Consider the following 25,528-nt stretch of genomic DNA (forward strand, 5'->3'; position numbering starts at 1 on the left):
TCCTAAGCTTCGCCCGGCTGTGACAGCCCGGCTTCTCCGCCCTCCGGCGGCAGGTTTTCCCTGATGAAGATATCGATGCGGATGCGCTCCTGCGCCTCGACCACCGGCAGGCCGTCGGCTTTGGCGCGCAGGATGCGTATGGCGCTGCGCACCTCGTGACCGGCATCCTGGTTGAGCACCGCATCGATGAGGCCGCTTTCCAGCCCCGCCCGCGTCGGAGCCGTCAATTCGTGAGCGATGACGCAAAGGTTGTCCCTGCCAGCGGCTGCGAGCGCGGCGACCAGGCCGCCATTGCCGGCACCGAGGCTGTAGATGCCAACGAGATCCGGGTTGCCCTTCAGGCACTTCGCGATCAGCGTTCCCGCGAGCTTTGGATCGTCCTGTCCTTCCAGGACGTCGAGCACCGGTCGCCCGCCGCCTGCTTCTGCCATGACCGCACGAAACCCTTCCAGGCGCTCGCGATGGTCGCGCACCAGCATCGAGCCCGCGAGGACGGCGACGGGTCCCGTGCGCGTCCCGAGAACCCGCGCCATCAGGCTGCCGGCGGTGCGGCCGGCGGCCACGTTGTCGACGCCGCAGAAGTGGTCGCGTTGCGAGGCGGCCAGATCGGAAACCAGCGTGACGAAGGGGATACCGGCCGTATTGGCCCGCGCGATGGCCGCGGCGACTTCCGGCGCATCGACCGCGACGGCGGCGACCCCCGCCACGCCATCGGCAATCGCCGCATCGATAGCCGTTACGAGCGCGCCTGCATTGAAGGGAGGAACGTTGACGATCGAAATCCGCGTTCGCTCGAAAGAAGAGCGATCGACCGCGTCTAGCACCTCTCGCTCCAGCCCGCGCATAAAAGGGTTTTCGCCGTGAGGCACAATGAAGGTAAGCGGATAGACTCGCCCCTTGGCGAGATTGGCCGCCGCCACGTCGCGGACAAAGCCGAGCTTCCGGATCGCCGCCTCGACCCTGGCGCGAGTGACGGCACGCACGCCGGGGCGGCCGTTGAGGACGCGATCGACGGTGGCCAGGCTGACGCCGGCATTTGCCGCGATGTCATGAACGGTGGGTCGCATCAATTCCTCCGGCGGCGAGCTGTAGCGGAGTTTTTGATGTACGTAAATCAGAAACTGGCAGCGGATAGTTTAGGGCCGGCGGCGGTTGCCCTGGGAGGGCCGGTCAAATGGCACTTTTTGTTGCCACCAAACCATCTTTGCCGTCATCCCGGCCTTGAGCCGGGATCCAGCGGCTACGTCTGCGGCGCAACAAGACTCCTTTTGCGCGCAAGGACTTGCGCACCCTGGATGCCGGGTCGAGCCCGGCATGACGGGAGAGCCTTGCTGATCGCCGAGCCAACCCTCTCCGCACCAGCCAAAAGAACGCGGACAGACCCGTCACCTGCCCAGCGGCTTGCTGAAGGCGTGGGTGAAGACCACGTCGCCGCGCTCGCCATAGGCTTTCGCCAGCACCACCTCGAAACGCTCGTCGGTGACCCGGGCGACGGCCAGGCCGCCCTTGTAGGCGGCGATCGGCTTGAACAGGTCCAGGCCATCCCGGCGGTAGATCATCGGTGTGTCGTGCTCGTGGCCATGGAACAGGCCGATCACGTTGTAGCCCTTCAGCGTCGCCAGCAGGGCTTGGCGATCCTCCTCGGTCCACCAATGGGCCTTTCCGGTGCCCTGATCATTGAAGGCCATCTTCGACGGATCCCAGCGCTCGATCGAGAACGGGTCCCAGCCATAGTGCTGGAAAAGCACGACGGGCCGTCCATCGACGGCATAGGCGGCGAGGTCTTGCTGCAGCCAGGACAGGCCGCTGACCGCCCCCTTCGCCTCGTCGCCGCCAAAGCGTTGCAACTGGACGAGATGCAGACCGCCCCAGTCCCAGGAGTAGCTGTCGGAAGGCACGTGGAAGTTCGTCACCGGCACCGGCGGCTTGTAGAACACCGACATGCGGTGGTTCAGTTCCACGTAGTCCCGCATCGCGCGCCGGTAGAAGTCGACATGCGGCGCTACGCCATCCTGGTCGAGATCGTGGTTACCGAGGCCGTTGTAGACCGGGTAGTGCACCTCGTCGAGGCCGGTGCCCTGCCGGTAGCGGCTGGCGAACTGCTGCAACTGCCACCCGACGCCAGGGACCTTCAGTTGTCCGCCACCATCGTCGGTCATGTCGCCGCCCATGATTACACCGTGCGGACGACCCATCGGCTTGCCGGCGTTGTGAAGGCCAGTGTCGATGCCGTCGATGTTGCGCGGCCAGTCCTTGTGCTCGATCTGGTTGATCGCCCGGACGTGACGGACGAGATTGGCGTCGGTCTTGCCCTCCTGTTCGCAATGCGGACTGAGCGTGTCCGCGGTGACAAGGCAGGCATGCACGTCGGCGGCGAAGATGAAGGTCGAATCGATCGCCGGCCAGGGATTCTCCGCGCGCGCCGGGAGGCTGCGAAGCATCGGCGCTGCTCCGAGGCCAGCGATCCCGCCCAACAAGGCGCGCCGTGAAAGCCATGACCGTCGTTCGAATGCCATGCAATGATCCGAATTGATCCGTCGGCACGGCATCCTAGCGAAAGCGGGCGCTCCAATACAGCCCCCGCGGGCAAAGCGGTCAGTGGCCGCCGCCCTCGCCTGCATGGGCGCCGGGCTTCTTGATCAGCACCACGCAGGCCAGCATGCCGGCAAAGAGCACGGTCAGGAGCAGGAACACGTCGCTGAACGACATGATCATCGCCTGCCGCTGGACGATGCCGACCATCTGTTTGATGGCGATCGTCGCGCCATCGAGCCCGTGCGCGGAATAGTTGGCGGCCATGTTCTTCAGCTGTTCGACAGCCGCCGGGTTGCCCCAGTCGATGTGCTCGCGCAGCCGCATGTAGTGGACGTCCTGCCGCGTCGTCAGCATCGAGTTGATGATCGCGAGACCGACGGCGCCGCCAAGGTTACGGGTCAGGTTATAGAGGCCGGAGGCGTTTGGAATACGCGCCGGCGGCAGGGTGCCGAGCGCGATGTTGTTGATCGGCACCATGCACAGCATCAGCCCGACACCGCGCAGGATCTGCGGGATGAACAGTTCGTAGAAGTCCCAATCCGCCGTCAGCCCGGTCATGATGTAGGTACCCGCACCGAAGGAGATGAAGCCGATCGCCATCATCACCCGCAGGTCGAGCTTGCTCGACAATATGCCGGCGACCGGTGCGGTGAAGAACATCGCCAGGCCGGAGACGAACATGGTCTCGCCGATCATCAAGGAATCGTAGCCACGGATATGGGCGAGATAGACCGGATAGAGATAGGTCAGGCCGTAGAGGCCGATGCCCATGATGAAGGAGAACATCGAGCCGAAAGCGAAGTTGCGATCGGAAAAGGCGCGAAGATCCACGACCGGGAACTCGACCTTGAAGGCACGGTAGAAGAAGACGGCAGCACCCATGGCCGAGGCGACGGCGCCCATGACGATGTGCTCGTCGTTGAACCAGTCCTTGGCATTGCCCTCTTCCAGCACATATTCAAGCGCCCCCAGGAAGACGGCCATGGAGAGAAGCCCCCACCAGTCGAACCTCTTCATCAATGACAGCTGCGGCTTGTCGAAATCGATGAAGTTCCACGCGACGATGGTGACGATGATGCCCGGGATGACGTTGATCAGGAACAGCCAGTGCCAGGAAAAGGCATGGCTGAGATAGCCGCCGACGGTCGGCCCGATGGTGGGCGCCAGGGTTGCGATCAGGCCGATGATGGGCGAGACGATGCTGCGCTTCGACGGCGGGAAGATCGTAAAGGCGGCGGCGAAGACGGACGGGATCATGCCGCCGCCGATAAAGCCCTGAATCGCGCGGTAGACGATCATCTGCTCGATGTTCGTTGCGGTCGCGCAGAGAATGCTAGCGAGCGTGAAGCCGGCGGCGGAGATGGTGAACAGGTAGCGGGTGGAGATGATCCGGGCGAGCGTTCCCGAAAGCGGGATCATGATCACTTCGGCAATCAGATAGGAGGTCTGCACCCAGGCGATCTCGTCCGACCCGGCACTCAGGCCTGCCTGGATTTCGGATAGCGAGGCCGACACCACCTGGATGTCGAGGATCGCCATGAACATGCCGAGCACCATGGCGAAAAAAGCGATCAGGCGCTTCGGGTCCATAGTCTCTGAGGCGTTCGGAGCGGCCGAGCCCGAAATAACGGTTGTGGCTGACATGGCCGACTCCGACGGTCAATGCTACCCGGGACACGTCCGGCGTCCGGATACTGGATCAAAGAGGATTGCGGAATGTTGCGCGTCCGGAGAACGCGCAACATTCAATTAGCCGCAGCGGCGCCTGCCTCGGGAGCCGTGCGGGTATCGACATCGACGACGACGCTCAGGCCCGCCCGGAGGCGGCCGCTGTCGAGCGCGTCCTTTGGCAGCGCGATGCGTACCGGCACGCGCTGGATCACCTTGGTGAAGTTGCCGGTCGCATTCTCCGGCGGAAGCAGCGAGAAGACCGAGCCGGATGCCGGCGAGATGGACTCCACGGTGGCCTGAATAGCGTCGTCGTCATAGGCATCGACGTAGACCTTGACCTTCGAGCCGGGCACCAGGCGCTTCAGCTGCGTTTCCTTGAAGTTGGCATCGACATAGAGTTCGCGGGTCGGCACCATCGCCATCAGCCGCTGCCCCGGCGCAACCAGATCGCCAACCTGGACGGAGCGGTTGCCGACGACGCCGTCATAGGGCGCCTTCAACACGGTGAAACCCAGGTCGCGCGCGGCTTTGTCACGCTCGATCTCCAGGGTCCGGATCGTACCCTCGGTTTCCTTTCGCTGTGCTTCGAGCAACGCGATATTGGCCTTGGCGGCAATGATGTTGGCCTCGCCTCCGGCCAGGTTCGCCCGGGCCTGGTCAAGGGCAACATTGGCGCTGTCAAGTTCGGCCGTCGTACCGACGGACTTCGACTGCAAGGTGCTCGCACGTTGCTGATTGATTTCGGCACCGCGGACGGCAGCATCAAGCGCCACCTTCGTTGCTTCCGCCTGGGCAAGCGAGGCCTTCGCTCCGTCGATTTGCGCATCGATCCGATGCAGGGAGAGCTCAGCGGTCGTAATCCGCGCTTTCGCCTGATCGAGGGCGTTCTGGTAGTCGCCGCTGTCGAGGGTCACGAGCACGTCGCCAGCCTTGACCTGCTGGTTGGCGGCGACGTGAACCTGGGCGACATAGCCCGTCACCTTCGGCGAGATCGTGGCGATATCGCCGCCGATATAGGCGTCGTCGGTCGAGACCATGAACCGTCCCGTCGTCCACCAGTCGTAGCCGTACCAGCCGCCGCCGGCGAGCAATGCCAGAAACAGCACGGGCAGAACACGGCGCTTGCGTCCTGCCTTGGCGGATTTGGTAGCCGGCACCGGCGCTGGCTCGACGGTTGCCGGTGCCTCCGGCGCGGGCGCGGTCGGCGCTTCTGCGACGAAATCATCGTCGACTGGACGCACCTTGGCTTTGCTCGATGTCTTGGAAACTGACATATGTTCACCCGCAAATGGCATGGCAGCGATGATGCAATCGAACTGAACCGTTCAGTTCGATTTGACATAGTACCAAATATGTTCCATATCAAGGCGAAATCGAACCGCGCGGTTCGAAAAGCAAGTAGCAAGAGGAATTTCTGCAAGGCGCGATGGAAACGAAGTTAACGGCAACTTGCGACGAGACCTGCCCGAACACCCCGACCGGGCGACGTGCCGCGGGCGCGGACCCCTTGAAACGCGAACAGATCCTGGACGGTGCCAAGCGCGTTTTCATGGAACAAGGCTTCGATGCGGCGAGCATGAACGATATCACGCGGGCGGCCGGCGTGTCCAAAGGGACGATTTACGTTTATTTCGAGAACAAGGAAGACCTGTTCGGTGAACTGATCCAGCGCGAACGACTGCGCATTACCGAATCGGCCCGCGGCGCTCTCAAAGAAAACCTGACGGTGGCCGAGGCCCTGCACGACTTCGGCATCCTTTTCGCCACGCACATTTCGGCGGACTATACAATCAAGGCCATGCGCATGGTGATCGCCGTCAACCAGCGCATGCCGCTGCTGGCCTGCAATTTCCTTTCCGCCAGCCCGATGAACCCGGTTTCGGTTCTGAAGGCCTATCTCGACCGGCAGGTCGAGGATGGACGGCTTGCAATTGACGATACCGAACTCGCCAGCCGGCAATTCCTGGAACTGGCGACGGCCGGCATCTTCAAGCACCGCCTGTTCGGTTCAATGGAGACGCCGCCCCCCCCTTCCGAGGTCGAGCGGATCGTGGCAAGCGGCACCAAAGTCTTCCTGGCAGCCTACGAACGGAGCGCATCCGAAGCTCGCCTGTCTTTGCAGCCCCAGGAATCCGACGACCCAAAATCCGCCAGCCAAATCGGATAAACGCATCGGACGGCAAGCTTTTTTCGCATCCTATCTGTAGCTGCTGCCTTGTAAGCACTCTGATTCTCCATACATACCGACGTCATTGACGTTCCGATTTGGAGAGGAAGATCGCATGGACAGCATCCTTGTCCTGATGCAAAGCCCTGAAGCCTGGGTTGCCCTTGTGACGCTGATCGTCATGGAAGTGGTGCTGGGCATCGACAACCTGATCTTCATCTCGATCCTGACGAACAAGCTGCGGTCCGAACATCGCGTCTCGGCACGGCGCATCGGCATCGGCCTGGCGCTGATCATGCGACTGGCGCTGCTAGGCACGATCGCCTGGATCATCAGGCTGACAACGCCGGTGTTCGAGATCTTCGGCCACGGCTTTTCGTGGAAGGACGTCATCCTGATTGCCGGCGGCCTCTTCCTCGTCTGGAAGGCGACCAAGGAAATTCACCACAACGTCGATCCGGCCAGTCACAACGAGGAATTCCTCGGCACCGCCGCGGTCGCCTCGTTCACCGCCGCAATCGGCCAGATCCTGCTGCTCGACCTCGTTTTCTCGGTCGACAGCATCATTACAGCCGTCGGCATGACGCCGCACCTGCCGATCATGGTCGCAGCCGTCGTCGTCGCTGTCACCGTGATGCTGCTGGCGGCAACGCCGCTTGCCAACTTCATCGAGAAGAACCCGACCATCGTCATGCTGGCGCTCGCCTTCCTGCTGATGATCGGCATGACGCTGATCGCCGAAGGCATGGGTTTCCACGTGCCGAAGGGCTACGTCTACGCCGCCATGGCGTTCTCGGCGCTGGTCGAGGCACTCAACATGTTGGCGCGCAATGCGAGGCGGCGGAAGAAGGCCGACGCGCAGACGCTCCACTGAGCGCCTGCCGATCGGACCAGAACGGGCCGGCGCGCATCGCTCGCCGGCCAAAAGGAAGAAGAGTCTTAGGCCGGCCGGGTTTAAGTCGCTCGTTTCTTTTGTTGGCTGCAGGACGAAATAGGCACATCCCCGCAGTCCCCATCCGTGTTGTCCGTTGGCATCCCACACGGAAAGTCACCTGCCGAAGGCTCCGGAACCTTTTGCCAACGCTGGAATTTTCCATGCATTGCGAGGCCGCACCCCTCGCAGGGACGATGGGGGAGAAATGACGACGGAGCAGATGCTGGCGTTCGCGGTCATCCTCTTGATGATGGCCGGCTTTATCTGGGGACGTCTTCGCTACGACATCGTCGCCTGCCTGGCGCTGCTGGTGTCGGTCGCCGTCGGCATCGTTCCCTATGACAAGGCTTTTTCAGGCTTCAGCGACGACATCGTCATCATCGTCGGCAGCGCGCTGGTGGTCAGTGCGGGCGTCGCCCGCTCCGGCATCATCAACACCGCCGTGCAGCGGTTCTTTCCGAGCCTCGTCACTTTCACACCGCAGATGCTCTTGCTCCTGATAACCGTCGCGGTGATGTCCGCCTTCATCAAGAACATCGGCGCGCTTGCCATCATGATGCCGATGGCCTTCCAGTTTTCCCGGCGCTCAGGCGTGCCGGTATCGCGCTATCTGATGCCGATGGCGTTTGCCGCCCTGCTCGGCGGATTGATGACGCAGATCGGCACCTCGCCGAACATCGTCGTGTCGCGCATGCGCCAGGAGATCACCGGTGAGAGCTTCACGATGTTCGACTTCACACCGGTCGGCGGAATCCTGACGATTGCGGGCGTCCTTTTCCTGATCGTCTTCAATCGACTTGTTCCAGCCCGCATCAACCAGAACCCTTCGCTGGACGAAGCGCTCGACTTCGCCCCCTATTCCTCCGACGCCACCGTCACGGCGAATTCCGGCGCTGCCGGCAAGTCGCTGAGCGCCACCCTCAAGCCCGGCGAGGGCGATATCACCGCCACCGCGATCATCCGCAACGGTCGCCACTTGGCACCGCTTCCGGACGTGACGGTTCGGGTCGGCGATACGATCCTCTTTGAAGGAACGCCGCAGGCGCTCGATCGGGTTACGTCAGCCGCCGGCCTCGAGCTGTCGGGGAAACCGATCAAGGAGGCACCCGCAACCGGCGAGGAGATCGCTGCGGTCGAAGCAGTCGTCGGAAACGACAGCCGCCTGGTTGGGCTGTCGGCTAGGCGGCTGGCACTGTTCCACAGCTACGGCATCAACCTGCTCGCCGTCAGCCGGCAGGGAAAGCGGCTGACGGAGCGCCTGAGTGAGGTGAGCCTCGCCCCCGGCGACGTACTGATGGTGCAAGGCGGAATGAAGACCCTGCCCGCGACCCTGCAGGAACTGAACCTGCTGCCGCTCGCCCAGCGCCAGATCCTGCTCGGCACAAAGCGGCGCGCCATCGTGCCGGTGATCATCCTCGCCGCGGCAATGCTCGCCAGCGCCACCGGAACGGTGCCGGTCGCCACCGCCTTCTTCGCCGCCGCGATCGCCATGCTGCTCTGTCGGGTGATCCCGCTCGCCGACGCCTACCGGGCGGTGGACGGCCCGATCCTCGTCATGCTCGCGGCCCTCATCCCCGTCTCGGATACACTCCGGACCACCGGCGGCAGCGAACTGATCGCCGGCTGGCTCGCTGACGTCGCCTCGGCCATGCCGGTCTATGGCGCGCTGGCGCTGATCCTGGTGACGGCGATGGCCGTGACCCCGTTCCTCAACAACGCCGCTACCGTGCTCGTCATGGCACCGATCGCCGTCAGCTTTGCCGCGGCGCTCGACTACCGACCGGAAGCCTTCCTGATGGCGGTGGCGATCGGCGCCGGCAGCGATTTCCTCACCCCGATCGGCCACCAGTGCAATACGCTCGTCATGGGGCCGGGCGGCTACCGGTTCAGCGACTATCCGCGCCTCGGCCTGCCGCTGTCGCTGCTCGTCGTCCTCGTCGCCGTGCCAGCCCTGCTCTACGTCTGGCCGGTGCGCTAGAAGAGCCGACAATCTCTTGACGCACCGGATCGAATATGGTCTCACCCCTGACCAAATGGAAAACTCCGTCTCCGCCGCAATTTGGCGGCATATCGGGCTTTCCCTCCCATAAAGCATGAGCCGATCACGCAGGAACTCCTCCGGCGAACGGCGTCAGAGCATTCGACCGGACCGAGCAACCCATGACCACCTCCGCAACGAACGTACGCGTCCGCATCGCCCCCTCGCCGACCGGTGAGCCGCATGTCGGCACCGCCTACATCGCGCTGTTCAACTACCTGTTCGCCAAGAAGCACAACGGCACCTTCATCCTGCGCATCGAGGACACCGACGCCACCCGCTCGACGCCGGAATTCGAGACCAAGGTGCTGGACGCGCTGAAGTGGTGCGGGCTGGAATGGGCGGAAGGCCCTGATATCGGCGGTCCCTACGGTCCCTACCGCCAGTCCGATCGCAAGGACCTCTACCAGCCCTATGCCCAGGATCTGCTCGACAAGGGCCACGCCTTCCGCTGCTTCTGCACGCCCGAGCGGCTCGAGCAGATGCGCAACGCCCAGCGCGCCGAAGGCAAGCAGCCGAAGTATGACGGCCTCTGCCTCAACCTGAAGGCCGAGGAAGTGACCGCACGCATGGCTGCCGGCGAACCCTCCGTCGTGCGCATGAAGATCCCGGCCGAGGGCTCCTGCGACTTCCGCGACGGCGTCTATGGCGACGTTTCGATCCCGTGGGACTCCGTCGACATGCAGGTGCTGATCAAGGCCGACGGCATGCCGACCTACCACATGGCGAACGTCATCGACGACCATTTGATGAAGATCACCCATGTGGCGCGCGGCGAGGAATGGCTGGCCTCGGTGCCGAAGCACATCCTGCTCTACCGCTATTTCGGCTGGGACGAGCCGGTGTTCATGCACCTGTCGCTGATGCGCAATGCCGACAAGTCGAAGCTGTCGAAGCGCAAGAACCCGACCTCGATCTCCTACTATTCCGCGCTCGGCTATGCGCCAGAAGCGCTGATGAACTTCCTCGGCCTGTTCTTCATCCAGATCGCCGAGGGCGAGGAACTGATGACGATGGCCGAGCTGTCGGAGAAGTTCGATCCCGACAATCTGTCCAAGTCCGGTGCCATCTTCGACATCCAGAAGCTCGACTGGCTGAATGGCCGCTGGCTGCGCGAAAAATTCTCGGAAGAGGAATTCGCCGCCCGCGTACTCGCCTGGGCGATGGAGAACGACCGGCTGAAAGAAGGCCTGAAGTTGTCGCAGTCGCGCATCACGAAGCTCGGCGAGCTTCCGGATCTCGCCGGCTTCCTGCTGAAGTCCGACCTTGGCCTCGAGCCCGCCGCCTTCGCCAAGATCAAATCGACGCCGGAAGAAATTCTGGAGGTCCTCAACACGGTCCAGCCGGACCTGGAGAAGATCTTCGAGTGGAACGTCGAGAGCATCGAGGCGGAACTGCGCGCGATCGCCGACCGCATGGGCAAGAAGCTGAAGGTGGTGCTGGCGCCGCTGTTCGTCGCCGTCTCCGGCTCGTCGCGCTCGCTGCCGCTGTTCGATTCCATGGCGATCCTCGGCCGCTCCGTCGTGCGCCAGCGCCTGAAGGTGGCCGCGCAGGTGGTGGCCTCGATGGTCGGCAGCGGAAAATGAGGGCGAAGCCCCTCCCCTGGTGGGGAGGGATTGCAGCGCCTGCCGCTCCGGCGACCCAGATCAAAAGCCCGAAAAGGCGAGACAGACAATGACCGACACCAAGACCGACACCGCCCTCTCCTCCGACGCCACCGAAGTGCGCCGCCAGAAGCTCGACCTTCTGCGCGAGCAGATCGGCGACGTCTATCCGGCGCATTTCCACCGGACGATGACCAATGCCGAGTTGGCGGAGAAATACGAAGGCCTGGAGCCGGACACCGAGAGCGGCGACGTCGTCACCGTTGCCGGCCGCGTCTATTCCTCGCGCAATTCCGGCATGTTCATGGACCTCCATGACGCCTCCGGCAAGATCCAGATCTTCAGCCACAGGGACACGACGCCAGAAGAGGCCCGTGGCCTGCTGCCGATGATCGATATTGGCGACATCATCGGCGTCACCGGCATTGTCCGCCGCACCAAGCGCGGCGAGCTGACGATCAACGCGCAAGCAATCATCATGCTGACGAAGTCGCTGCTGCCGATGCCGGAGAAGTGGCACGGCGTCTCCGACGTCGAGATCCGCTATCGCAAGCGCCACCTCGACATCATGACCAACGAGGAATCGAAGCTGCGCTTCCAGCAGCGCTCGAAGATCGTCTCCGGCATCCGCCGCTTCATGGAGAACGACGGCTTCATGGAAGTCGAGACGCCGATGCTGCACTCGGTTTACGGCGGCGCCACCGCCGAACCGTTCAAGACGCACCACAACACGCTGAAGCTCGACATGTTCCTGCGCATCGCGCCGGAACTGTACCTGAAGCGCACGCTGGTTTCGGGACTCACCGACAAGGTGTTCGAGATCAACCGCAACTTCCGCAACGAGGGCGTGTCGACCCGGCACAACCCCGAGTTCACGATGATGGAGTGCTACTGGGCCTATGCCGACTACGAGGACATCATGGACCTCGTCGAGCGGATGTTCGCTGAACTGGCTGTGAAGATCCACGGCTCGACCGAATTTGCCTACGGCGACAAGGAAATCTCCTTCAAGGGCCCGTTCCGCCGCGTGCCGATGCCCGACGCCGTCAAGGAGGTGACCGGCATCGACTTCCTGTCGATCAAGACCGACGAGGAAGCCCGCGCCGCCACCAAGGCCGCCGGCTTCGAGGTCGAGAAGGACTGGACCTGGGGCGAGTGCCTGGCCTTCATCTTCGAGGAGAAGGTCGAGCCGACGCTGATCCAGCCCGCGCACGTCACCCATTTCCCGAAGGACATCTCGCCCTTTGCCAAGGAAGTGCCGGGCGAGCCGCGTCTGGTCGAGCGCTTCGAGACCTATTGCAACACCTGGGAACTCGGCAACGCCTTCTCGGAACTCAACGATCCGGAAGAGCAGCGCGCCCGCATGGTCGAACAGCTCGAGCAGGCGCATGCCCGCGGCGAGAAGGCCAAGCAGCTCGACGAAGAATTCCTCGACGCGATCGACCAGGGCATGCCGCCCGCCGGTGGCCTCGGCATCGGCGTCGACCGCCTGATCATGCTACTCACCAACGCGCCGTCGATCCGCGACGTCATCCTCTTCCCGGCCCGCCGGGCAAAAAACGACTGAGTTCATGAGCTCGGGCATTTGGTCACCCTGGTCTTGAGCCGGGGTGTCCGACAACGCCACGTCTGCGGCGCGAAGAATGCTAAAGGACTATGAGCCGTTTCACCGCGTCGACACGCGGCAGCTGGATGCCGGCTCAAGGCCGGCGTGACGAAGGGGAACGCTTCGCGCCTGACGTTGCGCGTCAGTGTCCGTTCGCCGCGACCTCGTGGGAGCCTTCTGTAGCGGGGGCGGCCTCTCCTGCGCTCGCCACTTCGCCGCCTTCGGCCGCAGGATCTGCGCACTCCGCCCGCTCCGCCATCGCCGTGACGATGCCCTTGATCTCGTCGAGATCGAGCGCCTTGCGCTCGCCGTAGAACTCGCCGTTTTCCGCGGCCGTGCCTTCGGCATAGCTCGCCTGGAATGGTGCGTTCATGCCAGGAACCTTACCGGGATCGCGGGAAAACAGTACTTCCGCGCCGATCGCGCGACCCCGCATATCCGCCCGCTGAGCAGGACCTGCCTCGTCAAGCAGAACGACCTGGTAGAGATCTGCCTGCTCCTTGTTGGAGAGCGCGCCGGCCACCCGCAGCGCCGTCTTGATCCGCACATCGCCGTCCTCGGCCTTGGCGCGAATGTAGTGGCGGATCCAGCGCTGGCCATCCTGTTCCTGGCGCTGCGTCAAGACCGTCGTGCAGGCTACGCCGGAGATGCGCTCCGGTCGCGGCCCCAGAATGGCTTCACGTCCGACGAGCGCGGCCACGGCTCCTGATGCCCCGGTCAGGACAACGACGCCTGCGAGGAGAATCAGCACCTTCTTGGGCAGGCGCAGCTTCGAGGGGATGAACTTCACCGGAACGCACTACTCTATATCGTGAAGAAAAAAACGCAGGCCTCAACTGGCGCAGGACCCTAGCTCAGCCTAGGTCGCGGGGCGTTTCCGAAATCTTAAAGAATGGCTGCGCGCGGCCAATATCCGACGTCCGCCCCCGCTTGTCGTCTCGAATGGTTAACACCCGCCATAATTGAGAATGATTTGCAATTGCATTGACAGCCCGCCGCACCGCCGATACGTTATTGCAAATCATTTGCAATAGCGTTTTGGGATTTCACATGATTGCCCGGTTGGCTAAAGCAGCCCTTCTAACAGCGCTCATGACGTTCGGAGGGTTCGCGGCAGCCGCAGCCCAGGAAAAGCCGAAAGTCATCACCACCTTCACCGTCATCGCCGACATGGCCCGCAACGTGGCGGGCGACGCCGCGACCGTGGAGTCGATCACCAAGCCCGGCGCCGAGATCCATAATTACCAGCCGACCCCGCGCGACATTCTCAAGGCGCAGGATGCGACGCTGGTGCTCTGGAACGGCCTCAGCCTCGAGCGCTGGTTCGAAAAATTCCTGGCCAATCTCAGCGATGTCCCGAGTGCCGTCGTTTCGGACGGCATCGCGCCGATGAGCATCGTCGAGGGCCCATACGAGGGCAAGCCGAACCCGCATGCCTGGATGTCCCCGGACAATGCGCTGATCTATATCGAAAACATCAGAAGGGCGCTCATCTCGATCGATCCGGCCAATGCCGCTGTCTACGAGGCGAATGCCAAGGCCTATGGCGAGAAGATCAAGGCCCTCTCCGTCGACATCAAGGCTGAACTCGGCAAACTGCCGGAGGACAAGCGCTGGCTCGTCACCAGCGAGGGCGCCTTTTCCTACCTCACCCGCGATTTCGGCCTGAAGGAACTGTTCCTCTGGCCGATCAACGCCGATCAGCAGGGCACGCCCAAGCAAGTGAAAGCGGTGATCGATGCCGTGCGCGAGCACAACATCCACGTCGTCTTCTCCGAAAGCACCGTTTCCGACAAGCCGGCCCGGCAGGTTGCCGCCGAAACCGGCGCGGCCTACGGCGGCGTTCTTTACGTCGATAGCCTCAGCGAAGCCGACGGCCCGGTCCCGACCTATCTCGACCTTTTGCGCGTGACCTCGGAAACGATCGTGAAAGGCCTCTCGCAATGATGATGGGCAACCGCAGGAAACTGGCCGACGGCATCGTTGCGGAGGACGTCACCGTCACCTACCGCACCGGCGTCACCGCGCTGAAGCATGCCAGTTTCTCGGTGCCACGGGGCACCATCACGGCCCTTGTCGGCGTCAATGGCAGCGGCAAGTCCACCCTTTTCAAGGCGATCATGGGCTTCGTGCCGCTCGCCGGCGGCAAGGTGACGATTCTCGGCATGCCGGTGCGCGAGGCGCTGCGCAAGAACCTCGTCGCCTACGTGCCGCAGGCCGAGGAGGTCGACTGGACCTTTCCGGTCCTCGTCGAGGACGTCGTGATGATGGGCCGTTACGGCCACATGAATTGGCTGCGCATTCCGACGAAACGCGACCACGAGATGGTTTCGGAGGCGCTCGCCCGGGTCAATATGAGCGACTACCGCAAGCGCCAGATCGGCGAGCTCTCCGGCGGCCAGCGCAAGCGCGTCTTCCTCGCCCGCGCGCTCGCCCAGGAGGGCCAGGTGATCCTGCTCGACGAGCCCTTCACCGGCGTCGACGTGACCACCGAGGAGCAGATCGTCCAACTGCTCGGCACGCTGCGCGACGAGGGTCGGGTCATGCTCGTCTCCACCCACAACCTCGGCAGCGTCCCGGATTTCTGCGACCGCACCGTCTTCGTCAAGGGCACGGTAATCGCCTCCGGCCCGACCGCCGAGACATTCACCGAGGCCAACCTGGAGCGCGCCTTCGGCGGCGTGCTGCGCCATTTCATCCTCTCCGGCCACGACCTGCACGAAGATGCGGATCCGCGCCAGGTGAAGGTGATCACCGACGACGAGCGGCCTTTCGTTATCTATGGCGAGAAGAGCAGCGAGACGACCGAGACAGCAGAAACGGAGAAGGCCGGAAAGTGACCCTGCTCCTCGAACCCTTTGGCTACGGCTACATGGTCAACGCCATGTGGGTCAGCGCGCTGGTCGGCTGCATCTGCGGCTTCCTGTCGGCCTATCTGATGCTGAAAGGTTGGTCGCTGATCGGCGACGCACTCTCGCACTCGATCGTGCCCGGCGTCGCCGGCGCCTACATGCTCGGGCTGCCGTTTTCGCTCGGCGCCTTCCTCTCCGGCGGGCTCGCCGCCGGCGCCATGCTGTTCCTGAACCACCGCACAAAACTGAAGGAGGACGCGATCATCGGCATGATCTTCACCTCCTTCTTCGGCGTTGGCCTGTTCATGGTCTCGCTGTCGCCGACCTCGGTGAACATCCAGACGATCGTGCTGGGCAACATCCTCGCCATCACGCCTTCCGACACGCTGCAGCTCGCCATTATCGGCGGCGTCACGCTGCTGATCCTGCTCCTGAAATGGAAGGACCTGATGGTCACCTTCTTCGACGAGAACCATGCCCGCTCGATCGGGCTGAAGCCGCTGGCGCTGAAGCTCCTGTTCTTCACGCTCCTTTCCGCCTCCACCGTCGCTGCCATGCAGACGGTCGGCGCTTTCCTCGTCATCGCCATGGTCGTCACCCCCGGCGCCACCGCCTATCTTCTGACCGACCGCTTCCAGCGGCTGATCGTGATCGCCGCTTTGCTCGGCGCCGGCACCAGCCTGGTCGGCGCCTATGCCTCCTATTTCCTCGACGGGGCCACCGGCGGCATCATCGTCGTCCTGCAGACGCTGATATTCCTGACCGCCTTCGCCTTCGCCCCGAAGCACGGGGTGCTGGCGCTTCGTCGCAAGGGAAGGCTTGCCATCGAACAGCGCGGAGGCATTGCATGAGCGAGTTCCTTGACCTTGCCCTCATGCCGTTCCGCCTCGGCTTCATGCAATACGCCTTCGCCGTGACACTGATGATCGCCGTACCGATGGCGCTGCTGTCGTGCTATCTCGTTTTGAAGGGCTGGTCGCTGATGGGCGACGCCGTCTCCCATGCGGTGTTGCCGGGCGTCGTGATCGCCTACGTCGTCGGCCTCCCCTTTGCCGTCGGCGCCTTCGTTGCCGGTCTCTTCTGCGCGCTTGCGGCGGGCTACATCCGCACCAACAGCCGGGTGAAGGAGGACACGGTGCTGGGCATCGTCTTCTCCGGCATGTTCGGGCTCGGCATCGTGCTCTATGTGGCGATCGAATCCGACGTCCACCTCGACCATATCCTGTTCGGCGACATGCTCGGCATCGCGCCCTCAGACCTCGTCGAAACGGGGCTGATTGCACTCGCCTGCACTGCCTTCATCCTGTTCTTCCGCAAGGACCTACTGGTGCAGGCGTTCGACCGGCAGCACGCTGCGGCGATCGGCCTGCCCGTCAACCTGCTGCACTACGGCCTGCTGGCGGTGCTGTCGCTGGTTGTCGTCGGCGCACTTAAGGCGGTCGGCATTATCCTGTCGGTGGCGTTGCTGGTGGCACCGGGCGCGATCGCCGCGCTTCTGACGCGGCGATTCGCAACCATGCTCGCGACCGCCGTGGCCATAGCCGTCACTGCCTCGCTTGCGGGAATCTTTCTCAGTTTCTTCCTCGACAGCGCCCCGGCACCCACGATCGTCGTTCTCATGACGGTTCTGTTTGTCGCTGCCTTCGTCGTGCAGACCATGCGCAGCCGGCAGACGGCGAATGAGATTCCAGGGCCATCGGCGCGCCACTGACCATGGGGCAGACGATGTCGCGGGCGGTGGCGACGGCCGAAACCAGCTGTGCGTGACCGCCCGGGGCGCGGTCGACAGGCCTTTCTTTTCCGTCTATCGTCCGCCCCGATCAGGAGGTGGCCTCCCGTTATGGCGAGCCACCGCGCGGACCTAGCAGGACAGGCATGGCACATATCGGCATCGTCGGCGGCGGCATTATTGGCTGCGCCACAGCACTTCACCTTCTCGACCGCGGCCACCAGGTGACGGTCATCGAGCGCGACGCGGGCGGATTGCCGGCCTCCGTCGGCAACGCCGGCATCCTCGCCGCTCCCGAAATCGACCCGATCGCGCGGCCCGGAATGCTCTTGTCGGCGCCGGGCTGGCTGCTTGATCCGCTCGGACCGCTGACGGTGCGCTGGAAGGACCTCCCCTCTCTCCTGCCCTGGCTGACGCGCTTCCTGCTGTCCTCACGGCCGGGTCAGGTCGAGCAATCCCGACGGGCGCTGACATTCCTGATGCGAACCGCGGCGGCCGATCACGCCTCCATGGCGAAGATGGCTGGCATCTCCGGCTACATCCGCAAGACTGGAGCGCTGACGATCTTCGATACGGAAGCCGCCCGCGACAAGGCCTTCGCTCATGAGGTCGAAAACGCCCGCCTGCTTGGCGGGTTCGACATCGAGAAGCTTGATGCGGCCGAGGCGCGCCGCCGCGTTCCGGCGCTGAGCGGCAATTTCGCCGGCGCCGTGTTCAACCAGGGCTATCAGACCTTCGAGTATCCCCTCACCTTCCTGCGCCGCCTGCAGGCATCGATTCGCGAGCGCGCGGCCTTCATCGATGCCGCCGTTTCATCGATCGAATGGAACGATCAGGGCATATCGGTTCGCACCGAGGCCCAGAACACCCATCGCTTCGACAAGGTCGTCGTCGCTGCCGGTGTCTGGTCCAAGGCGCTCGTCGAGCGGCTCGGCCTGCAGGTGCTGCTCGAGACCGAGCGTGGCTACAACACCACCTTCGTCAATCCGTCGGTGACGCTGGAGATGCCGGTGTTCTTCTCCGAACATGGCTTTGTCGCAACGCCGTTCGAGAACATGCTACGCGTCGGGGGCGCCGTGGAAATGGCCAAACCCGACACCGCCGCCAACTACGCGCGCGCCGCCGCAATGCGCAAGAAGATGCGCCGCTACGTTCCGGAGTTGCCGGACGACGGTGGCACGGAATGGATGGGCCGCCGCCCCTCGACGCCGGATTCCATCCCGGTCATCGGCCTGCACCCGGGTGACCCGCGCATCGCCTTTGCCTTCGGCCACGGCCATCTCGGCCTCACGCTGTCGGCCGCCACCGGGCGCCACGTGGCCGCCCTCTTTGCCGGCCAGGCCAGCCCGGAACTCGACGCTTTCTCGATCCGCCGGTTCCAGTAGACGCACTGCAGACCTCGAAAGAACCGCCACCATGCACAAGGTCATATTCGACACCGATCCCGGCATCGACGATGCCATGGCTCTGCTCTTCCTGCACCAGCATCCCGACATCGACCTGATCGGCATCACCACCGTCTTCGGCAACGCCTCGGTCGAGACGACGACGCGGAACGCGCTGTTCCTGAAGCGCGAGTGGATGATTGCCGCTCCCGTCGCCAAGGGCGACGGCAAGGCCTTCAACCCGATGCGCAATCCGACCGACTGGCCAGTGATGATCCATGGCCATGACGGGCTCGGCAATATCGATGTGCCGCAGACGATCGACCTGCCGATCGATCCCCGCCCCGCCCACCGCTTCATCATCGACACCGTGCGGCAAAACCCGGGCGAAGTAACATTGATCGCCGTCGGCCGCATGTCGAACCTCGCTTTTGCGCTGAAGGAGGATCCGGAAATCGCCGCGCTGGTGAAGCAGGTGATCATCATGGGTGGCGCCTTCGACGTGCCCGGCAACATCACACCCGCAGCCGAAGCCAACATCCACGGCGACCCGGAAGCGGCCGATGTCGTGATGACGGCACCCTGGAAGGTGACGGTCGTCGGGCTCGACGTGACGATGAAGACGGTGATGACGCGCACGCTGCTGAACGAGATTGTCGCGAAAGGCGGCGCGCGGGCAAAGCTGCTTTCCGATATCTCCCAGTTGTACATCGACTTCTACGGCCGGCACGTGAAGGACGGCATGGTCGTGCACGACAGTTGCGCCTGCGTCTACCTGGTGGCGCCGGAACTGTTCTCCACCCGCAGCGGTACGATCCGTGTCGTCGCCGGCGGCATTGCCGACGGCCAGACGATCCAGAAGCCGGATGGCCGCACCTTTCCGCCGGGCAACTGGGACGAGTTGCCGAGCCAATACGCGTGTATCGGCATCGATGCCGACGCGGTGCTGGCCTTGATTGCCGAGACGCTTTCCCGCCCGGCCTGAGACCTAATCCGGACTGGCGGGCAGGCGCCAGTCGATCGGCTGGCGTCCGCGGCTTTCCAGGAACGCATTCGCCTTGGAGAAATGCCGGCAGCCGAGGAAGCCGCTGTGGGCGGAGAGCGGCGAGGGATGCGGTGCGCGCAGCACAAGATGGCGCTGCGGGTCGACGAACGCCGCCTTCTTCTGCGCATAGGAACCCCAGAGCATGAAGACGACCGGCTTGTCGCTTTCGTTCACCGCGCGGATGACCGCATCGGTGAAGCGCTCCCAGCCCTGCCCCTGATGCGAGGCGGCACGGCCCATTTCCACAGTCAGAACACTGTTCAACAGCAGCACGCCCTGCCGCGCCCAGTGCTCCAGAAAGCCATGACGCGCCCTTGGGATGCCGAGATCGGCCTCGATTTCCTTGTAGATGTTGACGAGCGACGGCGGGATGCGCACGCCGGGCCGCACGCTGAAGCAGAGGCCGTGCGCCTGGCCCTCGCCGTGATAGGGGTCCTGACCAAGGATCACGACCTTGACGTCCTCCAGCGCGGTCAGGTCAAGCGCGCGGAAATATTCGGTCCCCTTGGGAAAGATGCGCTTGCCCTGCTCCTTCTCGCGGACAAGAAAACCCTTCAGTCCCGCCATGTAGGGACTGTCGAACTCTGCCGAGAGCGGCCCCCTCCAGCTCTCCCCGATCCGAACTTCCGCTACCGACATACCGCTCTCTCCGTATTGAGCCTTTGGTTCTGGATAGCGCATGCATGTGGAAACTGAAATCGGTGCCGGCGCCGATTTCAGAACTTGTGCAGCCCTGCACATGCTCGAAAAGCGCCAGAACGCCAAAAGGGAACCACGAGGAAATTGCGGCGCGCACACCGCCCGGCCAATGGCGCGATGCCGCCCGGATCTCGTCTACCTTCGGATCAGGTCGCGGCGCCGGGAGAACAGAATGTCTTGTACAGTGCCCCGACGACGTTGCGGGCCGGCTCGCTTTCGATGCGATACCAGATGGTCTGCCCATCGCGCCGTCCGGCGATGAGGCGGTCCTTGCGCAACAGCGCCAGGTGCTGCGAGACCGTCGAGTCGCGAATGCCCAGGAATTCGGCCAGTTGGCCGACCGATTTCTCGCCTTCGATCAACTGGCACAGGATCAGCAGGCGATGCCGGTTCGACATCGCTTTCAAGAGCTCGCTTGCCTCGTCGGCCGCGGCCTGCATCAGATCGGCATCTAGTTTCACGCCTATGCATCTACGGTTATTTGCATATATCGTCAACATCAAACGAAGCTCCGTTCAGCGGCTGGTCTGCCGATGCGGCGCATCGGCTGCTTGCCCGGCGACCCGCTTGATGGGGCCCGAGCGCCCCTGTCGATCGACGTCTCGCAAGGGGTCTTGCGTAAATATACCATACTACGTATATACAGATCTATCAAACACGGAGAAAACGTCATGTCTCTCGATAAGTCCATTCTCGCCTTTGCCGGCTTCATGGTTCTCTTGTCCGTTGCCCTAACAGTCTGGGTGTCGCCGCTCTTCGTCTGGCTGACCGTTTTCGTCGGCGCCAACCTGCTGCAGTCCGCCTTCACCGGATTCTGCCCGGCAGCGAAGCTGCTCAAGAAACTGGGCGTCAAGTCCGGGACCGCCTTCTAAGCGCGTTTCGCTGCTTCACACTCATCCGCTCTTTGGTTTTTCGCATGTCTCCCGAAACGGGCCCCCTTTCGGGCGACATGCTTTGAACACGACCGAGGCCATCAATGCGCTACATCTTCTTGGCTGCCCTCCTCCTGGGGGCGGGCCCGGCGACCGCTGGGGAAATGACAATCACCACGACCGCCATCACGGAGTGGAAGCCGGTCTATGGCCGTGTGGAGACGCGCGATCTCGTCCCGGCGCGGGCACGGATCGGCGGAACGATCGCCGAGCTGCTCGTCAGTGAGGGCGACAGCGTCGAGCCGGGCCAGCGCATTGCCAGCATCCAGGATGACAAGATCACGTATCAGATCTCCTCCTATGACGCCCAGCTCGCCGCGCTGCGCTCGCAGCAGGAACGGGCCCGGTCCGAGCTGAGCCGCGGAAAATCCCTGATCGAACGCGGTGTGATTACGGTCCAGCGGCTCGAACAGCTCCAGGCGGAACTGGACGTGACGACGAACCAGATCGCGGCCGCAGAGGCGCAGCGGTCGGTGGTCGTCCGGCAACAGCAGGAGGGCGAGGTGCTCGCTCCCGCCGCCGGACGTGTCCTGACCGTCCCGACGACCCGCAGCGCCGTGGCGCTGGCCGGTGAGACCGTCGCGACGGTCGGCAGCGGCGGCTTTTTTCTGCGGCTGGCGATTCCGGAACGCCACGCTCAGATGCTGCGAGTGGATTCAGACATCCGCATCCAGGCAGGCGGCACCGAGATGGTTGGCCGGTTCGCCAAGATCTATCCCCGCATCGAGAACGGGCGCGTCGTCGCCGACGTCGAAGTCGCGGAACTAGACGAAGCCTTCGTCAATGCGCGTATCCTCGTGCAACTGCCAGTCGGACAGAGGGATGCACTCCTTGTGCCGGCCGCGGCGATGGAAACACGCTCGGGAATCGATTTCGTCACGGTCCTCGACAACGGCAAGCCTGTCCTGCGGGCGGTGGTGCCGGGGGAACGACTGGACCACGCCGGCGAGCCCATGGTGGAGATACTGACCGGCCTTTCCGCCGGAGAAAAGGTCGTTACGCCATGACGCCGTCGTCCCTCAGGCTCGAACTGGCCGGGTGGCTGACGCGTGCCTTCATTTCCTCGCCGCTCACACCGCTGTTCCTCATCGCAGCCTTCGCCTTCGGGCTCGTCGCGCTGCTTGCCCTGCCGCGCGAAGAGGAGCCGCAAATATCGGTTCCGATGGTCGACATCCTGGTGCGCGCAGACGGGCTGAAAGCGGAAGATACCGTAAAGCTCATCACCGAACCGCTGGAGACGATCGTCAAGGGGATCGACGGGGTCGAGCATGTCTATTCGCAGACCCGCGACGACAATGTCCTGGTGACCGCCCGCTTTTTCGTCGGCACTTCGGCGGATGCCGCCGTGCTCCGTGTCCATGACAAGGTGCGCGCCAACATGGACCGCATCCCCGTCGGCATACCGGAGCCCCAGATCGTCGGCCGGGGGATTGACGACGTCGCGATCGTGTCGCTGACGCTGTCGCCGAGGCCCGGGGCGGCGGATCACATTTCCGCCAACGACCTGACGCGCATCGCCCGCGAATTGAGGACGGAAACGACAAAGATCGAGGATGTTGGCTTTGCCTATCTGGTTGGCGCGACCGACGAGATCATCCGCGTCGCCCCCGACCCGTCGAAGCTGTCCCTTTACGGGGTTACCCTCCAGCAGCTCGCAGAAGCAGTCGGCAACGCGAACCGTGCCTTTCCGGCGGGCCGGCTACGCCAGGACGGCGAGCAGATCACGCTGGTCGCCGGCGAGACGCTCGCCACGCCGGCGCAGATTGGCAATCTGCTTCTCACCTCGCGCGACGACCGGCCGGTCTATGTACGTGACGTCGCTGCGATCGAATTCGCCACCGACACGACCGATGCGCTCGTCTCGACCGTCACGCGTGGCAGCGAGACCGGCAGCGTTGTCCGCGTGCCCTCCGTCACGCTCGCCGTCACCAAGCGCGCCGGCTCGAATGCCGTAACCGTCGCCGAGGCGATCCTGCACCGGGTCGAGCAGTTGCAGGGAACGCTGATCCCGGAGCAGATCGCCGTAGAGGTGACGCGCGACTACGGCGAGACCGCCAACGAGAAGGCAAACGAGCTGCTCTTCCACCTCGGACTCGCCACGGTGTCGATCATCCTGCTTGTCTGGGTCGCGATCGGGCGACGGGAGGCGCTCGTCGTCGCGATCGTCATTCCCGTCACCATCCTGCTGACGCTGTTTGCATCCTGGGTGATGGGCTACACGCTCAACCGCGTCTCGCTGTTTGCGCTGATCTTTTCCATCGGCATCCTTGTCGACGACGCCATCGTCGTGATCGAGAACATCGCCCGGCACTGGGGCATGGGCGACGGCCGCAAGCGGCAGCAGGCCGCAATCGAGGCGGTGGCCGAGGTCGGCAACCCGACCATCGTGGCAACGCTGACGGTGGTCGCCGCCCTTTTGCCCATGCTGTTCGTGTCGGGGATGATGGGTCCATACATGAGCCCGATTCCCGCCAATGCGTCCGCCGCGATGATCTTTTCCTTCTTCGTCGCAGTCACGGTAACCCCCTGGTTGATGCTGAAGATTGCGGGCGGGAGGCCGGTTCACACCCATGACAACCACGGGCATGGTGGCATGCTCGGGCGCATCTACGCTTCGGTCGCGCGGCCGATCCTGTCGTCCAAGGCCACAAGCTGGGCCTTCCTTCTCGTCGTCGGCGCTCTGACGCTGGGCTCGCTGGTGCTGTTCTACACCAAGGACGTCACGGTGAAATTGCTACCGTTCGACAACAAGTCGGAGCTTTCCGTCACCATTGACCTGCCCGAAGGCTCGTCGGTCGAAGCCACCGACGCGGTGGCGCAGGCGGTGGCGCGCATCGCACTCGCGATGGATGAGGTTCGATCCGTCCAGGCCCATGCGGGCGCCGCCGCCCCCTTCAACTTCAACGGCCTCGTGCGCCATGCCTTCTATCGCACCGATCCGCATCAGGGCGAAGTGGCGATCAACCTGCTGCCCAAGAGCGAGCGCAACCGCTCCAGCCACGCGATCGCCCTCGACATCCGCGAGCGGATCGCCGCGGTGGCGACACCCGACGGAACCAGCCTCAAGGTGGTCGAGCCGCCGCCCGGCCCGCCGGTGATGGCAACGCTTCTGGCCGAGATCTACGGTCCCGACGCCGAGACGCGCCGCCGGGTCGCGGAGCGGGTCGAGGCGGCGTTCCGCGCCGTCCCCTTCATCGTCGACACCGACAATTCCTACGGAACGGCCGCGCGCCGCCTGCGGATGACGATCTCGACCGACGACCTGGAACTGTTTCAGGTCAAGCAAGGCGACGTATTCGACACCGTCGCCATCCTCAATGGCGGCAAGACGATCGGGTATTCGCATCGCAGCGGATCGAGCGGCCGAAGGGGGAACGCACCCTCGACGAGCGATTCCTGACGACGCCCATACCGGCCAACGTGCTGCCGGGCGATCGCAGCGTGGTCGAACTGGGCGACGTGGTGCGGGTCGCGGAGGAACGCACCTCCTTGCCCGTCTTCCGCCACAACGGCCGCGCCGCCGAAATGGTAACCGCAGAGCTCGCCGGCGCGTTCGAGGCACCGCTCTACGGCATGATGGCCGTGCAGGAAGCACTCGACGCGCAGGACTGGACAGACCTGCCAAAACCGGTCGTGTCGCTGCACGGCCAGCCTGAGGACGAAAGTGCGGTCACCCTGCTGTGGGACGGCGAATGGGAGGTGACCTGGGTCACGTTCCGCGACATGGGCGCGGCCTTCATGATCGCCCTTCTCGGCATCTACATCCTCGTCGTGGCGCAGTTCGGATCGTTCAAGGTGCCGCTGGTCGTGCTGACGCCGATCCCGCTCACCTTCATCGGCATCCTTGGCGGCCACTGGTTGTTTGCGGCCCCGTTCTCGGCCACCTCGATGATCGGCTTCATTGCGCTTGCCGGCATCATCGTGCGCAACTCGATCCTGCTGGTGGATTTCATCCGCCACGCCGATGCCGGTGACCGACCGTTGACGGAAATTTTGATCGAGGCGGGTTCGATCCGCTTCAAGCCGATCCTGCTCACGGCACTTGCCGCAATGATCGGAGCGGCGGTCATCCTCGCCGATCCGATCTTCCAGGGGCTGGCCATCTCGCTGCTCTTCGGCCTTGCGTCCTCGACGCTGATGACGGTGCTGGTCATCCCGGCCATCTATCGCGTGCTCAGGACCTGAGTGACGTCTTCAGATCGCTTGCCGCGCCCCAGGTCCTTCGCCTTTCGCATGTCTCCCGAAACCGGGGAGACATGCCCTGGCATCAGGAGCGACCTCAAACCGTGCGGCGCTGGGAGTGCTCCGGCCGACTATGTCGTTCCCCCGCC

20 protein-coding genes and 1 pseudogene are annotated in these 25,528 nt (G+C 63.8%); 14 read left to right on the forward strand and 7 right to left on the reverse strand.

Features of this window, described 5'->3' with window-relative positions; genetic code table 11:
* Positions 1–2: 2 nt before the first annotated feature.
* The 4 genes from J2Y48_RS16040 to J2Y48_RS16055 form a co-directional block, all read right to left on the reverse strand.
* Complete coding sequence (locus J2Y48_RS16040; RefSeq protein WP_310419974.1) at positions 3–1,067, reverse strand: LacI family DNA-binding transcriptional regulator; 1,065 nt, start codon at positions 1,065–1,067, stop codon at positions 3–5.
* A 318-nt stretch (positions 1,068–1,385) separates the two neighbouring features.
* Positions 1,386–2,441: a metallophosphoesterase gene (locus tag J2Y48_RS16045; protein WP_310419976.1), complete on the reverse strand. Its 1,056-nt coding sequence runs from the start codon at positions 2,439–2,441 to the stop codon at positions 1,386–1,388.
* Between the two features lie 154 nt (positions 2,442–2,595).
* Entirely contained in the window at positions 2,596–4,179 is a 1,584-nt protein-coding gene (locus tag J2Y48_RS16050) for a DHA2 family efflux MFS transporter permease subunit (protein WP_310419978.1), read from the reverse strand.
* A 101-nt stretch (positions 4,180–4,280) separates the two neighbouring features.
* A complete protein-coding gene (locus J2Y48_RS16055; protein WP_310419980.1) occupies positions 4,281–5,480 on the reverse strand; it encodes an HlyD family secretion protein in 1,200 nt (399 codons plus the stop codon).
* A 152-nt stretch (positions 5,481–5,632) separates the two neighbouring features.
* Between J2Y48_RS16055 and J2Y48_RS16060 the strand changes: the two genes are divergently transcribed.
* From J2Y48_RS16060 to lysS, 5 genes are all read left to right on the forward strand, one after another.
* Positions 5,633–6,373, forward strand: coding sequence for a TetR/AcrR family transcriptional regulator (locus tag J2Y48_RS16060; protein ID WP_310419981.1), 741 nt, complete (start codon positions 5,633–5,635; stop codon positions 6,371–6,373).
* 115 nt (positions 6,374–6,488) lie between these two features.
* A complete protein-coding gene (locus tag J2Y48_RS16065; protein WP_310419984.1) occupies positions 6,489–7,247 on the forward strand; it encodes a TerC family protein in 759 nt (252 codons plus the stop codon).
* A gap of 265 nt (positions 7,248–7,512) precedes the next feature.
* Complete coding sequence (locus tag J2Y48_RS16070; RefSeq protein ID WP_310419986.1) at positions 7,513–9,285, forward strand: SLC13 family permease; 1,773 nt, start codon at positions 7,513–7,515, stop codon at positions 9,283–9,285.
* A gap of 182 nt (positions 9,286–9,467) precedes the next feature.
* Positions 9,468–10,931 carry a glutamate--tRNA ligase gene (gene gltX, locus J2Y48_RS16075; RefSeq protein WP_310419988.1) on the forward strand — a complete coding sequence of 488 codons (1,464 nt, stop codon included), beginning with the start codon at positions 9,468–9,470 and terminating at the stop codon, positions 10,929–10,931.
* 88 nt (positions 10,932–11,019) lie between these two features.
* Positions 11,020–12,516: a lysine--tRNA ligase gene (lysS, locus tag J2Y48_RS16080; RefSeq protein ID WP_310419990.1), complete on the forward strand. Its 1,497-nt coding sequence runs from the start codon at positions 11,020–11,022 to the stop codon at positions 12,514–12,516.
* 181 nt (positions 12,517–12,697) lie between these two features.
* Here lysS and J2Y48_RS16085 read toward each other — a convergent pair whose 3' ends face one another.
* Positions 12,698–13,345 (reverse strand): hypothetical protein, encoded by a 648-nt coding sequence (locus J2Y48_RS16085; protein ID WP_310419992.1) that lies wholly within the window; start codon positions 13,343–13,345, stop codon positions 12,698–12,700.
* 302 nt (positions 13,346–13,647) lie between these two features.
* On the opposite strand from J2Y48_RS16085, the gene J2Y48_RS16090 reads away from it, so the two are divergent.
* From J2Y48_RS16090 to J2Y48_RS16115, 6 genes are all read left to right on the forward strand, one after another.
* Positions 13,648–14,502 (forward strand): metal ABC transporter substrate-binding protein, encoded by an 855-nt coding sequence (locus J2Y48_RS16090; protein WP_310419994.1) that lies wholly within the window; start codon positions 13,648–13,650, stop codon positions 14,500–14,502.
* A complete protein-coding gene (locus J2Y48_RS16095) occupies positions 14,499–15,395 on the forward strand; it encodes a manganese/iron ABC transporter ATP-binding protein (RefSeq protein ID WP_310419996.1) in 897 nt (298 codons plus the stop codon). The genes J2Y48_RS16090 and J2Y48_RS16095 overlap by 4 nt, the downstream gene beginning before the upstream one ends.
* A 32-nt stretch (positions 15,396–15,427) precedes the next feature.
* Entirely contained in the window at positions 15,428–16,258 is an 831-nt protein-coding gene (locus tag J2Y48_RS16100) for a metal ABC transporter permease (protein ID WP_310420341.1), read from the forward strand.
* Positions 16,255–17,118, forward strand: a complete 864-nt coding sequence (locus tag J2Y48_RS16105; RefSeq protein WP_310419998.1) for a metal ABC transporter permease — start codon at positions 16,255–16,257, stop codon at positions 17,116–17,118. The genes J2Y48_RS16100 and J2Y48_RS16105 overlap by 4 nt, the downstream gene beginning before the upstream one ends.
* A 164-nt stretch (positions 17,119–17,282) precedes the next feature.
* Positions 17,283–18,521 carry an FAD-binding oxidoreductase gene (locus tag J2Y48_RS16110; RefSeq protein WP_310420000.1) on the forward strand — a complete coding sequence of 413 codons (1,239 nt, stop codon included), beginning with the start codon at positions 17,283–17,285 and terminating at the stop codon, positions 18,519–18,521.
* A gap of 31 nt (positions 18,522–18,552) precedes the next feature.
* Positions 18,553–19,506, forward strand: coding sequence for a nucleoside hydrolase (locus J2Y48_RS16115; RefSeq protein ID WP_310420002.1), 954 nt, complete (start codon positions 18,553–18,555; stop codon positions 19,504–19,506).
* A 3-nt stretch (positions 19,507–19,509) separates the two neighbouring features.
* On the opposite strand, the gene ung is transcribed toward J2Y48_RS16115, so the two are convergent.
* Positions 19,510–20,205 (reverse strand): uracil-DNA glycosylase, encoded by a 696-nt coding sequence (gene ung, locus J2Y48_RS16120; RefSeq protein WP_310420004.1) that lies wholly within the window; start codon positions 20,203–20,205, stop codon positions 19,510–19,512.
* Between the two features lie 206 nt (positions 20,206–20,411).
* A complete protein-coding gene (locus tag J2Y48_RS16125; RefSeq protein WP_405030242.1) occupies positions 20,412–20,705 on the reverse strand; it encodes an ArsR/SmtB family transcription factor in 294 nt (97 codons plus the stop codon).
* Positions 20,706–20,936: 231 nt separating this feature from the next.
* Between J2Y48_RS16125 and J2Y48_RS16130 the strand changes: the two genes are divergently transcribed.
* The 3 genes and pseudogenes from J2Y48_RS16130 to J2Y48_RS16140 all read left to right on the forward strand — a co-directional run bounded on the left by J2Y48_RS16130 (position 20,937) and on the right by J2Y48_RS16140 (position 25,382).
* A complete protein-coding gene (locus tag J2Y48_RS16130) occupies positions 20,937–21,137 on the forward strand; it encodes a DUF2892 domain-containing protein (protein WP_310420009.1) in 201 nt (66 codons plus the stop codon).
* A 104-nt stretch (positions 21,138–21,241) separates the two neighbouring features.
* The gene (locus J2Y48_RS16135) at positions 21,242–22,204 is read left to right on the forward strand and encodes an efflux RND transporter periplasmic adaptor subunit (protein WP_310420010.1); all 963 of its coding nucleotides are present in this window, start codon (positions 21,242–21,244) and stop codon (positions 22,202–22,204) included.
* Positions 22,201–25,382: pseudogene (locus J2Y48_RS16140) on the forward strand (efflux RND transporter permease subunit). Before J2Y48_RS16135 ends, J2Y48_RS16140 begins: the two are co-directional and overlap by 4 nt.
* Positions 25,383–25,528: the final 146 nt, after the last annotated feature.

Origin of the sequence: Mycoplana sp. BE70, from assembly GCF_031455855.1 — a bacterium.
Taxonomy (GTDB): Bacteria; Pseudomonadota; Alphaproteobacteria; order Rhizobiales; family Rhizobiaceae; genus Mycoplana.